General features: G+C 62.9%; 10 protein-coding genes. 7 read left to right on the top strand and 3 right to left on the bottom strand.

What is annotated here, in order from left to right:
• Positions 1-52: 52 nt before the first annotated feature.
• From GYH29_RS16405 to pta, 3 genes are all read right to left on the bottom strand, one after another.
• On the bottom strand, positions 53-1537 hold the full coding sequence (locus GYH29_RS16405; protein ID WP_019100265.1) for a methyl-accepting chemotaxis protein: 1485 nt from the start codon (positions 1535-1537) through the stop codon (positions 53-55).
• Between the two features lie 237 nt (positions 1538-1774).
• Positions 1775-2565, bottom strand: a protein-coding gene (locus GYH29_RS16400; protein ID WP_161524149.1) for an IS5 family transposase whose coding sequence is annotated in 2 segments (ribosomal slippage) — positions 1775-2481 and positions 2481-2565 — 792 coding nt in all. Because the reading frame shifts where the segments join, the coding sequence is not laid out codon by codon here.
• 51 nt (positions 2566-2616) lie between these two features.
• Positions 2617-4710, bottom strand: a complete 2094-nt coding sequence (pta, locus tag GYH29_RS16395) for a phosphate acetyltransferase (protein ID WP_043590402.1) — start codon at positions 4708-4710, stop codon at positions 2617-2619.
• A 672-nt stretch (positions 4711-5382) separates the two neighbouring features.
• On the opposite strand from pta, the gene GYH29_RS16390 reads away from it, so the two are divergent.
• The 7 genes from GYH29_RS16390 (at position 5383) to GYH29_RS16360 (ending at position 12426) form a co-directional block, all read left to right on the top strand.
• Complete coding sequence (locus tag GYH29_RS16390; protein WP_161524148.1) at positions 5383-6492, top strand: aromatic ring-hydroxylating oxygenase subunit alpha; 1110 nt, start codon at positions 5383-5385, stop codon at positions 6490-6492.
• 213 nt (positions 6493-6705) lie between these two features.
• On the top strand, positions 6706-7233 hold the full coding sequence (locus GYH29_RS16385; protein ID WP_043633142.1) for a hypothetical protein: 528 nt from the start codon (positions 6706-6708) through the stop codon (positions 7231-7233).
• Positions 7230-8120, top strand: coding sequence for a DMT family transporter (locus tag GYH29_RS16380; protein ID WP_232060411.1), 891 nt, complete (start codon positions 7230-7232; stop codon positions 8118-8120). The genes GYH29_RS16385 and GYH29_RS16380 overlap by 4 nt, the downstream gene beginning before the upstream one ends.
• 81 nt (positions 8121-8201) lie before the next feature.
• On the top strand, positions 8202-9014 hold the full coding sequence (locus GYH29_RS16375) for a DMT family transporter (RefSeq protein ID WP_161524600.1): 813 nt from the start codon (positions 8202-8204) through the stop codon (positions 9012-9014).
• A gap of 48 nt (positions 9015-9062) precedes the next feature.
• Entirely contained in the window at positions 9063-9578 is a 516-nt protein-coding gene (locus tag GYH29_RS16370; RefSeq protein ID WP_161524147.1) for a ClbS/DfsB family four-helix bundle protein, read from the top strand.
• 64 nt (positions 9579-9642) lie between these two features.
• On the top strand, positions 9643-10005 hold the full coding sequence (locus tag GYH29_RS16365; protein WP_019100258.1) for a SpoIIAA family protein: 363 nt from the start codon (positions 9643-9645) through the stop codon (positions 10003-10005).
• A 108-nt stretch (positions 10006-10113) separates the two neighbouring features.
• On the top strand, positions 10114-12426 hold the full coding sequence (locus GYH29_RS16360; RefSeq protein ID WP_161524146.1) for a Tex family protein: 2313 nt from the start codon (positions 10114-10116) through the stop codon (positions 12424-12426).
• The last annotated feature ends 30 nt before the right edge of the window (positions 12427-12456 follow it).

The following is a 12456-nucleotide window of genomic DNA, read 5'->3' as shown; positions in this document are numbered from 1 at the left end:
TCGCGGGCGAGAGCCTGTTCAAAGGACGACGCCGGCCCTGGGCCGGCGTTTTTCATGCCGTGGCGTTTTGCGTTTGAAGGTGGCGGGTGTTTTGGCCCAGATCCTCCAGCAAGCGGTCCAGCCGGGCGATGGCGTCCGCGATGGCCTGGGTTTCGCCGGACAGGCTGCGGGTGGATTCGCCCACCGCGGTGATGTCGTTGGCGAACTGGGCGAAGCCGCGGTTTTGATTGGCTTCCGCCTGCGACATCTGGCTGAGCAAGCTGGCCAGCTCGCCGGTTTCGCCTATGATGCCGGATAGCTTGCGCTGTGCGTCCAGCGAGTTGTCGCGGCCCGCTTGCATCTGCTGATTGCCGTCACGCATCGCGACGAGCGCCTGATTGGTACCGTCGACGATCAGCCGGATTTTCTGTTCTATGTCCAGAGTGGCGTTCTGGGTGCGCTCGGCTAGTTTGCGCACCTCGTCGGCCACCACCGCGAAGCCGCGGCCCAGCTCTCCGGCGCGCGCCGCCTCGATGGCGGCGTTGAGCGCCAGGAGGTTGGTTTGGTCGGCGATGTCGCGGATCAGTTGCACGATGCCGCTGACTTCTGCGCTGCGCTCGCCCAGCTGTTCCAGCCGGCCGGAGGCCAACGCGATCACTTCGCCGGCCTTGCTCAACTGCCTGACCGCCTGGTCCATCGCTTCGCCGCCCCCCAAGGCCGCTTGGCCGGCGGTGTGCGCCAGCTGAGTGGCCGTCACCGATTGCTCGGCGTTCTGGCTGGTGACCACCGCCATTTGTTGGGCGATCACCACCATGTCTTCCGAGCGTTCGCGCTGGCTGGCCATGGTTTCGGCCATATTGCCGGTGCTGCCGGCGATATCGCGGCTGGCGCTGGAAGCGGCCTGGATGGACTCGGTCAACTGAGCCATCAGCTGCCGCATCGCTTGTTGAGCTTGTTCCGCCTCGCGCCGCGCGCCTTCCAGTTTCTCAAAGCTTTTGACCTTGGCCTTGTCGAAGGCCAGCGCCAGGGCCAGCACCACTAGCGACAAGCCGGCCAGCGATTTGGCCTGCAGCTTGGGGATTTCGGCGTGTGGAATCGGGTTGGCGGGCAGCAGTCCCTTGGCGCTCAACCACAGGAACAGGCCGATGGCGGCCGCGGTCAGTCCCAGCCAGACCATGCCGGAGACGCGGGTGGCGACGAAGACGGCGGTGAAGGGAATAGCGGCGAACCAGACGATGCTGGTGGACTGGATGCCGCCGTTGACGTAGACCATCCAGCACACCATCGCGTACATGCAGCTGGTGATGAATTCCGCGCTGAAGCGCACCGCGCCGCTCAGTTTGAGCAGAAGCGGCCCCAGCAGCAGGCCCAGGCCGCCCAGCGCGATGCCGACGGCCATCGCACGGTGGCCCAGTTGCAGGTATTCGATGGCGAACAGCGGCGCCACCAGGCCGGCCAGCAGGCCGACCCCGACGACGGTGCGGCCGCGGATAGCCTGTTCCGGAGATTGGCGTACGCGGTCCGGGATGAACCATTCGGTGATGGTTTGAATCGACATGGAGTGCCCCTCTGATGCGTTGTAGACGCGGCTGCGGACGCAGTTTGTTGTTGTGCGGCTTTTATGGCGCTCCAATGTAAAACAATTGTTTGAATTAACGCAATGGCATGGCCTGGCAGGGTGGAATAGGGGAGGGGAACTGTTGCGCGGAATGGCGAAACCGCCTGCCGGGAGGCGGGCGGTTGGATAGGGGGCAGGGCTTAGAACCTGTTCAAAGTCTTTTGAGTAAGAACCTGTTCAAAGTCTTTTGAGTAAGAGCCCCAAGAAGGCCAGATGGATGAACTGCAAGCTGGTATTGAGTTTCCGCTCGCAGTTCTTCCACAGCCTTCTGCTCTTTTCCAACCAAGCGAAGCTGCGCTCAACAACCCAGCGTTTGGGCATCACCTTGAAGGTGTGCAGCTCGCTCCGTTTGGCAATCTGCACCGTCACGTCCGCCCCCAGAATCTCGCTCACGCCTTGAGCAAAGGGTTTGCCAACATAGCCACTATCCGCCAGCAGGCTCTGAGCCCCAATCAATCTGGATTTACATTGCCGTAGCGCCTGTAGCGCCCCTTTGCGGTCTGTAACCTCCGCAGTGGTGACCGCCACCGCATGTGGCAGGCCCTGCGTGTCCACCACAATATGGCGCTTGATACCCGAGACCTTCTTACCTGCGTCGTAGCCTTTTAATCCTGCGGTATCAGTGTTCTTCACGCTCTGCGCGTCCACGATCAAGAACCTGCTGCAAGCGCTCCGCCCCAGTTTCTCTCGGGCCGCGCCAACCTGATTTTTTAGCGCCTGCTCCAGCAGGCTGCCCCCTTCACGCGGCTCACTCCACATGGTGAAGTACGAATGGACGGTACGCCATTTGGGAAACGCTTCAGGAAGCATTCGCCATTGGCAGCCGCTTCGGAGCAGGTACAGCACGGCACAAAATACTTCATACAAGTCCACTCGACGGGGCTTGTTCTTTTACGCGCACTTTCCAGAAGTGGTCTGATCACTTCAAATTGTTCGCGACTGATATCACTTGGGTAGCTTTTTCTCACCTCTGGATTTTCTCACACTACGCTACTACTCAGAGACTTTGAACAGGTTCTTTAGATGGACTCGCCTTGCTCGGCCTGCAGCGCGGTCAAGGCGATGGTGTAGACAATGTCGTCCACCAGCGCGCCGCGCGACAGATCGTTGACCGGCTTGCGCAGGCCTTGCAGCATCGGGCCCACCGACACCACATTGGCTGAGCGCTGAACGGCCTTGTAAGTGGTGTTGCCCGTGTTGAGGTCCGGGAATACGAACACGGTGGCGCGGCCGGCCACTTCGCTGTCCGGCGCCTTCTGGCGGCCTACCGATTCCACGCTGGCGGCGTCGTACTGCATCGGGCCGTCTATCATCAGATCCGGGCGCTTTTCCTTGGCGATGCGGGTGGCTTCCCGGACTTTCTCCACGTCCGATCCGCTGCCGGAGGAGCCGGTGGAGTAGGAGATCATCGCCACACGCGGCGGAATGCCGAAAGCGGCGGCGGAGTCCGCCGACTGTATGGCGATGTCGGCCAACTGTTCGGCGTCAGGATCGGGGTTCACCGCGCAGTCGCCGTAGACCAGCACCTGCTCCGGCATCAGCATAAAGAACACGCTGGACACGATGCTGGCGCCCGGCGCGGTCTTGATCAGCTGCAAGGCGGGGCGGATGGTGTTGGCGGTGGTGTGCACCGCGCCGGACACCAGGCCGTCCACTTCGTCCAGCGCCAGCATCATGGTGCCCATCACCACATTGTCTTCCAATTGCTGTTCGGCCATCGGAGCGTTCAGGCCCTTGCTCTTGCGCAGCTCGACCATGGGGGGCACGTAACGGCCGCGGACCTCGTTGGGATCGATGATTTCCACCGACTCCGGCAGTGTCACGCCCTGGGCTTCCGCCACTTGCAGGATTTCGGCGCGCTGGCCGATCAGCACGCAGCGGGCGATGCCCTTCTCGTGGCAGATGGCGGCGGCCTGGATGGTGCGCGGCTCGTTGCCTTCCGGCAGCACGATGCGTTTATTGGCCTTGCGCGCCTTTTCCATCAGCTGGTAACGGAAGGCAGGCGGCGGCAGGCGCAGTTCCTGAGGCGTGCCGATGTATTGTTTCAGCGGCGCCACGTTCAGGTGCTCGGCGACGAATTCGATCACTCGCTCCATGCGCTCGCGGTCGTCGGACGGCACTTGCAGGCTCATATTGTTGAGCGCGCTGCTGGTGTCGAAGGTGTTGGATTCGCTGGCCATCACCGGCATGCCGCCGGTAAAGGCCTGCTGGCACAGCAGCATGATGCGCGGGTCCGGCATCGAATCGCAGGTCAGCAACAGCCCGGCCAGCGGCACCCCGTTCATCGCCGCCATCGCGGTGGCCAGCACGATGTCCTCGCGGTCGCCGGGAGTGATGATCAGCGCGCCGGGCTTGAGCAGGTGCACGATATTAGGAACGGTGCGAGCGGTCACCACCATGGTGCGCACGCGGCGGCTGGTCAGTTGGCCGGCGTGCAACAGCCGCGCCTTCAGATGATTGGCCACGTCCAGGGTGCGCGGCGCCAGCAGTTCCGGCTCGTGCGGGATGGCGCCCAGCATCGGCAGCCGCGCCTTTTTCATCAAGCTGCCGCTTTCCAGCACCTCGGTGGCGATGTCCTGAGCGTTCTGGTCCTTGGGCACCCGGTTGAGGATGTAGCCGGCGATCTGGCCGCCCTGGCCGCCGCCAAAGGCCTGAATGCTCATTTCCAGCTGCTCTGCGATCTCGTGGCTGGCCAGGTTGTCGGCCGCGCTGACCAGGATGGTCTGCGCTTGCAGATTGCGCGCGATCTTCGTGTTTAGAAAGGTGGAGAACACCTGTTTCTGGTCCGGCACCAGGCCCTCCACCAGCACCACGTCCACCTGATTAGCCGCCTGTTGATACAGGCTGACCACTTCTTCCATCAATTGATCCACCTGGCCTTTTGACAGCAGGCGTTCCACCCGCTCCATCGGAATCGGCTCCGGCGGATTGAGCCGGCAGATGGCGCGGGCGAAGTGGGTGGAGCGTTCCGGCTCCTTGGGGTCCGCGCCCTGGGCGATGGGTTTGACGAAGCCGACGCGCAGGCCGGCTTGCTCCAGGCTGTGGATGGCGCCCAGCGCCACCGAGGTCAGGCCGGCGTTGAAGCCGATGGGAGCGAGGAAAAAGGTTTGCATGTTTTCAGAGGCTTTCCTGTGACGCGCGGGGGGAATGGGCGCGAACGACGGTCCGGCACCGACCGAGCGGTGTCGCAGGCTGTAGGCGCGTGGCGCGATGAGTCGTAAAATTTGGCATTTAGGCAAAAATCAGCGGTTTTGTCGCCATGGATCCCAAGCTTGCGGCCGCGGCGGCGAGGGTGGGTTCTCGCTGTGGCGGGCACGGCTTTTCAATCGGTATAGCATCGCCGGAAGCTGGCGTCAGCGCTGCCGGGCCATCGGCGAAAAGCATGGCTGCGCCTGTATTTACGCTGCAGGCATTGTAACTGGCGGCATATCGGCTACAGTCCAGAAGGGGCCGTAGCTTAAAGCCGGATGGAGGCGATGACGGTGATTATAACATCATGAATTAAGCGACTCTAATATTGCATTGCAGCGTGAATGCTAAATCTTTGATTCCTATCAAAAATATTATTCTAAGTATGATTTGGGTACGGCAAGCTGATGTTTTTACGCCAAAAACCTACTTCCGGTAGAGAGGAAAGGCTTGCCCCAGTGGGGGGGCGGGGGCATAATCCGCCCCTCTGTTGCAAGGTTCGGCCTTGTTTTTGTTGATTGTTTTTGATAGTCCCGCAAACTCGTTTTAAGCGAGATTCGGCTGGTCTTATATCTTCTACCGGAGGTGTGGGAATAATGTCTGATCTGGCTTCCGCGCAGTTGCTTCAAGCATCTGCTGCCCAGCTACCCGTCTATACCTATTTTGATCCTGCCTATTACGCTCAGGAACAGCGGCTGCTGTTTGGAGACGCGCCCATCTACTATGGCCATGAGCTGATGACGCCCAACGCCGGCGATTATCAGACTCTGGAATGGATGGGGCACGGCAAGATGCTCAAGAATGTGGATGGCCGGATCAAGCTGATCTCCAATGTATGCCGTCACCGCCAGGCCATCATTTATAAGGGCCGCGGCAACGGCAATCATATCGTCTGCAATTTGCATGGCTGGACTTACGACGCCGAAGGCTCTTTGCTGGGTGCGCCACATTTCCCGGAGACGCCGTGCTTGAACCTGAGCCAGACCGAACTGACGCGTTGGAACGGCCTGCTGTTTGACGCGCGCCGCAATGTGGCGCGCGACCTGGAAAACCTGGGCGTGGCCAAGCACATGAGCTTTGACGGCTACGCCTACCATTCCAGCCATCTGACGGAGTACGCCTTCAACTGGAAGACCTTCATCGAAGTGTATTCCGAGGACTACCACGTCGATCCCTTCCACCCCGGCCTCGGCAATTTCGTCGATTGCGACGATCTGAAGTGGGAGTGGGGCGCGCAATACCATGTACAAACCGTGGGGGTGAAGAACAAGCTGGCCACCTCCGGCTCCCGCGTCTACGGCAAATGGCACGAGGAAGTGCGCCGTCGCTACGCTGACCAGCAGCCGGAGTTCGGCGCCATCTGGTTGACCTACTACCCCAACATCATGGTGGAGTGGTATCCGCACGTGCTGGTGGTCAGCGTGGTGATGCCGCGCGGGCCGGAGCAGTGCACGGTGTTGACCGAGTTCTACTACCCGGAGGACGTGGTGTGGTTCGAGCCGGAGTTTATCGAGGCGGAGCAGGCGGCCTATTTTGAAACCGCCAAGGAAGACGACGAGATCTGCTACCGGATGCACGAAGGCCGCCGTGCCTTGTGGATGCGCGGCGAGAGCGAGGTGGGGCCTTATCAATCGCCCACCGAAGAAGGCATGCTGCACTTCCACGAGTTCTACCGACGCAAGATGGGCGAGGCGCTGACTGGTTAAGCGACGGCTTGCGGTGTCATAATGCAAAGGCGCGGACTTGTCCGCGCCTTTTTTACGAGCCTGTTCAAAGTTTGCCGCGCGTTGGAAGGCGTCACGCGGGAGGACCGCTGCAGAATGCTCATGTACCGTCAGCACATGCCGCTGCTTCCGCCGTCTTCGTCTTGTCTTGCTCGCCGGATTGTGAGCAGGCTCTTATCTGGTTTGCCCGATTCCATGCTCAAAACGCTTTTCCGCTGTTTGCCCTTGTCGCTGGCCTTGCTGGCTCCGTTGGCCCAGGCCGCTGTCTACACCGATGCCGTGAGCCGCGTGCGTTTCAATGTGCCGCCGGGCTGGAAGGTTCGCCCCAGCGTGGTGGACGGCCAGCGCGTGCTGCGGGTGGTGCCGCCCAAAGCCGATCAGCGCGAGCGCGCCGCCATCGATGTGCAGGTGTTCTCGCGCAAGCCGGGGCGCGGCGACACCCTGGCCCGGCTGGCGCAAAAATACCGCCGGGAGGACGACAATCGCGAAGCCGCCAATTTCGCCCGCGTCAACAGCCGCAGCGGCCGGCTGGTGACCGAATACCGCGACGGCCGCTTCGTTTCCAATCGGCTGTGGATTGTCCGCCACAACCTGCATGTGTTTCAGTTGGGGGACAAAAAGCGCATGGCCGAGGCGCGCTGCGCCGCCAACGCTTCTGAATTCAAAACCTATCGTCGGCAGATGGAGGCCATCTGCCTGTCGCTTGAATTGTTGAAGCGATGACGCCGGCGTTGAGCGACGGCGCGCGGGCCATGGGACGGCGCTTGCGCCAAGGCCGGCTGGGTTCCGGCTGGATGGTGGTGGCGGCGTTGTGTTTCGCGCTGATGAGCATGTTCGTCAAGCTGGGCGCCGACGCCTTCGCTTCCACCGAGTTGCTGTTCTGGCGCACCGCCATCGGCGCGCTGGCTTTGGGCGCTGCGATGGCCTGGAAGCGCCAGTCGCCGTGGACGCCGCATTGGCGCGGGCACGTCAAGCGCAGCTTCGTGGGCTACGCGTCCATGGTGGCGCTGTTCTATGCGCTGACCCGGCTGCCCTTGTCCACGGCGGTCACGTTGAACTACACCTCCTCGCTGTTCTTCGCCTTGCTGTGTGTGATCAAGTTGAAAGACCGGCTGACGCCGCGCACCGGCCTGGCCCTGTTGCTGGGCTTCGTCGGCATCGTTATCCTGCTGCGCCCCACTTTCAGCTCAGAGCAGTGGCTGGCAGGCTTGATTGGTCTGATGTCCGGCGTCAGCGCCGGCTTCGCGGTGTTTCAGGTGCGCGAGTTGGGGCGGATGGGGGAGCCGTCCTGGAAGGTGGTGTTCTGGTTTTTCGCCATTTCCAGCGTGTTCGGCGGCATCTGGCTGGCTTTGGGGCCGGGTTTCAGCGCGGTGACGGCGGACAATGTCTTGCCGCTGCTTGGGGTTGGCGTGTGCGGTATGTTGGGACAATTGGCGATGACCCGCGCTTACAAGGACGGACGTAAATACCTGGTGGCCAGCTTCGGCTATCTGACGGTGCTGTTTTCCGCGCTGCTGGGCGTGGTGTTGTGGGGCGATCCGCTGAGCGGCTGGTCGCTGGCGGCGATGGCCTTGATAGTGGGCTCCGGCCTGATGGCGGCTTTGCGTTGAAGCAGAGCTTGGGGGTTCAACAAGAATGAATAAGGATAATGTGGTTTGACTAGTGGAAAGTGGCGCCTGGGTTCGGGCTGGATGGTGGTGGCGGCGGTGTTTTTCGGCCTGATGGGGGTGTTCGTCAAGCTGGGCGCCGAATATTTCTCCTCCACCGAGCTGGTGTTCTGGCGCACTCTGGTGGGCGCGGTCACGCTGGGCGCGGCGGCTTTGTGGCGGCGCGAGCGCTTCTCCACGCCCTTGCTGCGCTATCACGTGCAGCGCGGCCTGATCGGCTACGCTTCCTTATTGCTGTATTTCTACGCCATCGCCCATTTGCCCTTGTCCACGGCGGTGACGCTCAACTACACCTCGCCGATGTTCCTGGCGCTGCTGTCGGTGGCGCTGTTGCGCGAGCGCCTGCCCAAGCAGGCGCTGGCCGGCCTGGCGCTGGGCTTTGTCGGCGTGGTGCTGTTGCTGCGGCCCACCTTGTCCAGCGAGGCCTGGGTGGCCGGTTTGCTTGGCGTCGGCTCCGGCCTGCTGGCCGGCTGGTCCTATCTGCATGTGCGGGAACTGGGCCGCCAGGGCGAGCCGGAATGGAAGGTCGTGTTCTATTTCGCGCTGATTTCCACGCTGGGCGGCCTGCTGTTGATGCTGTTTGAAACCTGGCATCCGGTGACGCTGGAGAACGCGTGGCTGCTGCTGGGCTTGGGCGCCACCGCCACCATCGCCCAATTGGCGATGACCCGCGCCTACAAGGTGGGGCGCAAGCTCTTGGCCGCCAATCTGTCTTACCTGACCGTGGTGTTTTCCACTTTGCTGGGCGTCGGCTTGTGGGGCGACCCGCTCAGCGCCGCCGGCCTGGTGGCGATGGGTTTGATCATCGTCAGCGGCATGTTGGCCAGCCGGCGTTAAGCTGCAACCATGGTCCGGCGTTTGACCGGACGCGGCGAGGGGACGGCAATGACGGTGCCTGCGGACAAGGCCGCCTTGTTGGCGGCGATGAGGGACGAATACCGGCGCTTGAGCGCGGTGCTGGCGCGGGTGCCGCCGGAGCGCGCCTTCGCTCAGGAGTTGGATGGGCACGCCAAGGGCAGCCGGATGAGCGCCGCGGACCTGACGGCCTATCTGCTGGGCTGGCAGGCGCTGGTGCTGAAGTGGCATCGGTTGGAGCGGGATGGCCTGCCTATAGACTTTCCCGACACCGGCTACCGCTGGAATCAGCTGGGCCTGCTGGCGCAGAGGTTCTACCGCGATTACGGGGATGTCGACGACTGGGCGAGGCTGCGCGCGATGCTGGACGATAGCCAGCGTCAGGTAGAGGCGCTGGTGGAGAGCTATTCCGACGAGGCGCTTTACGGCGGCCCCTGGTACGACAAATGGACGCGAGGGCGGATGATTCAGTTCAATACCGCCTCGCCCTGCCGCAATGCCCGCGGGCGGCTAGCCGCCTGGCTCAAGACGCCGCCGGCCGGCTGAAAAAGCTTGCCGCGCCAGTGCGGCCAAGCCTTAAAATGAAAGCGACACAGCAAAGGAGAAGGACATGATCTCGATACGCGAACAACACTACGGCCTGGACGTGGCGCTGTACAACGAATTCACGCTGGCGGACTTCAAGCTGCTGGAGGAGGCCCTGCTCAAGCGCCAGTCCGAGCGTGCAAAGCCCGATCTGCTGCTGGACCTGACCGAACTGAAGGACTTCACGCTGGACATGGCGCTGGAAGAGGTCAAATTCATGCGCGCCCATGAAAATCACGTCGGCCGCGTGGCGCTGGTGGTCAGCGATGTTTGGATCAAGCTGGCCGCCCACATCGCCGGCTTGTTGTCCAATACCCGCACTCAGTATTTTGATACCGCGGAAGAGGCCCAGGCCTGGTTGGAAAGCCCGGTGGCGGCGGGTACCTGACTTGTCCGGGGCGCTGATTTCGGGACGTCCGACGCGGCGTCCCGGTTGATTTTGTCGGCGATGGCGGTACAGTAGCGGTTTTTGTTCAACTCGAAAGAATAAAAACCGATGTTGAAAAGCATTTCCAGCCGCCTGGCGGCCGAACTTTCCGTCCGCGAGGCGCAAGTCGCCGCCACCATCGACCTGATAGACGGCGGCGCCACCGTTCCCTTCATCGCCCGCTACCGTAAGGAAGCCACCGGCGGCCTGGACGACACCCAGCTGCGCACGCTGGCCGAGCGCCTGGTCTATCTGCGCGAGCTGGACGAGCGCCGCGTCAGCATCCTCGGCAGCATCTCCGAGCAAGGCAAACTGAGCCCCGAACTGGAAGCCGCGCTCTACGCCGCGGACAACAAGACCGCGCTGGAAGACCTTTACCTCCCCTACAAACCCAAGCGCCGCACCAAGGCGCAGATCGCGCGCGAAGCCGGGCTGGAGCCCTTGGCCGACGGCCTGTTGACCGATCCTAGCCAGGACCCCAACGTCGTCGCGGCCGCCTATGTCAACGCCGAAGCCGGCGTGGCCGACGCCAAGGCGGCGCTGGACGGCGCGCGCGCCATCCTGATCGAGCGCTTCGCCGAAGACGCTGAGCTCTTGGGCCAACTGCGCGAAAAGCTGTGGAACGAGGGCGAGCTGGTTGGCCAGGTCGTGGCTGGCAAGGAGAACGAGGGCGCCAAGTTTTCCGATTATTTCGAACACCGCGAAGCCATCCGCGCCACGCCCTCGCACCGCGCGCTGGCGTTATTGCGCGGCCGCAACGAGGGCGTGCTGAGTCTGGCGCTGAAATACCAGCCGGACGAAACCCCGATCACCGAACGCTCCGCCTACGAGCAACTGATCGCCGCGCGCTTCGGCGTGCGCGACGCCGGCCGTCCGGCCGACAAATGGCTGCTGGACACCGTGCGCTTGTGCTGGCGCGCCAAGATTTTCCTGTCGCTGGAGCTGGAACTGGTGTCGCGGCTCAAGGACGCCGCCGACGCCGAGGCGATCAAGGTGTTCGCGGACAATCTGCATGATCTCTTGCTGGCGGCCCCGGCCGGCCAGCGCGCCACCTTGGGCCTGGACCCGGGCCTGCGCACCGGCTGCAAGGTGGCGGTGGTGGACGGCACCGGCAAGCTGCTGGACACCGCCACCATCTATCCGCACGAGCCGCGCCGCGATTGGGACCGTTCGCTGGCGGTGCTGGGCGCCTTGTGCGCGCGTCATCGCGTGGATCTGATCGCCATCGGCAACGGCACGGCCAGCCGGGAAACCGACAAGCTGGCGCAGGAGCTGATCCGCGCCTATCCGCAATTGGGCATGACCAAGATCGTGGTGTCCGAAGCCGGCGCTTCGGTATATTCGGCGTCGGAACTGGCGGCGCGAGAATTCCCGGACCTGGACGTGTCACTGCGCGGCGCGGTGTCCATTGCCCGCCGTTTGCAGGACCCGCTGGCCGAACTGGTGAAAATCGATCCCAAGTCCATCGGCGTCGGCCAGTACCAGCACGACGTCAACCAGAGTCAATTGGCGCGCGCCTTGGACGCTGTGGTGGAGGATTGCGTCAACGCCGTCGGCGTGGACGTCAACACCGCCTCTATACCGCTGCTGACCCGCATCTCCGGCCTCAACGCCACATTGGCGGCCAATATCGTGTCCTACCGCGATCAGAACGGCGCCTTCCGCAGCCGCAAGCAATTGCTGAAAGTGCCGCGGCTGGGCGACAAAACCTTCGAACAGGCGGCCGGCTTCCTGCGCATCCGTGATGGCGATAACCCGCTGGACGGCTCCGCCGTGCATCCGGAAGCCTATCCGGTGGTGGAGCAGATTGTGCTCAAAACCGGCCGCGAGATGAAATCGCTGCTGGGCGATTCCGGCTTCCTCAAAACCGTGAAGGCGGTGGACTACACCGACGAACGCTTCGGCCTGCCCACGGTGATGGACATCCTGCGCGAGCTGGACAAGCCGGGTCGCGACCCGCGTCCGGAGTTCAAGACCGCCACCTTCCAGGACGGCGTCGAGGACATCAAGGACCTGCAGCCGGGCATGGTGTTGGAGGGTGTGGTCACCAATGTCGCCAACTTCGGCGCCTTCGTCGATATCGGCGTGCATCAGGATGGACTGGTTCACATCTCGGCCTTGTCCAACAAGTTCGTCGACGACCCGCGCAAGGTGGTCAAGGCCGGCGATGTGGTCAAGGTCAAGGTGATGGAGGTGGACGCGGCGCGCAAGCGCATCGCGCTGACCATGCGCTTGGACGACACGCCGGGCGCCGGCAATAGCCGCGGCCCGCGCAACGACGGCCCGCGCGCGCAGGACCGGCGCGGCGGCGATCGCCAGCGCGGCCAGCAACCGGCCGGCGATACCGCGATGGCGGCGGCGTTCGCCAAGCTCAAGCGCTGAGGCGGTTTTAAGAGCCTATTCAAAGTCTCG

The organism is Chromobacterium haemolyticum, from assembly GCF_009936155.1.
Taxonomy (GTDB): Bacteria; Pseudomonadota; Gammaproteobacteria; order Burkholderiales; family Chromobacteriaceae; genus Chromobacterium; species Chromobacterium haemolyticum.
The sequence above is the reverse complement of the archived record's forward strand: the minus strand, read 5'-3'. Positions and strand labels throughout refer to the sequence as shown.

Coding starts and splice junctions, on each gene's coding strand:
- GYH29_RS16360 (WP_161524146.1), top strand. CDS start 10,114: ATGTTGAAAAGCATTTCCAGCCGCCTGGCGGCCGAACTTTCCGTCCGC.
- GYH29_RS16380 (WP_232060411.1), top strand. CDS start 7,230: ATGACGCCGGCGTTGAGCGACGGCGCGCGGGCCATGGGACGGCGCTTG.
- GYH29_RS16405 (WP_019100265.1), bottom strand. CDS start 1,537: ATGTCGATTCAAACCATCACCGAATGGTTCATCCCGGACCGCGTACGC.
- GYH29_RS16375 (WP_161524600.1), top strand. CDS start 8,202: ATGGTGGTGGCGGCGGTGTTTTTCGGCCTGATGGGGGTGTTCGTCAAG.
- GYH29_RS16390 (WP_161524148.1), top strand. CDS start 5,383: ATGTCTGATCTGGCTTCCGCGCAGTTGCTTCAAGCATCTGCTGCCCAG.
- GYH29_RS16370 (WP_161524147.1), top strand. CDS start 9,063: ATGACGGTGCCTGCGGACAAGGCCGCCTTGTTGGCGGCGATGAGGGAC.
- GYH29_RS16385 (WP_043633142.1), top strand. CDS start 6,706: ATGCTCAAAACGCTTTTCCGCTGTTTGCCCTTGTCGCTGGCCTTGCTG.
- pta (WP_043590402.1), bottom strand. CDS start 4,710: ATGCAAACCTTTTTCCTCGCTCCCATCGGCTTCAACGCCGGCCTGACC.
- GYH29_RS16365 (WP_019100258.1), top strand. CDS start 9,643: ATGATCTCGATACGCGAACAACACTACGGCCTGGACGTGGCGCTGTAC.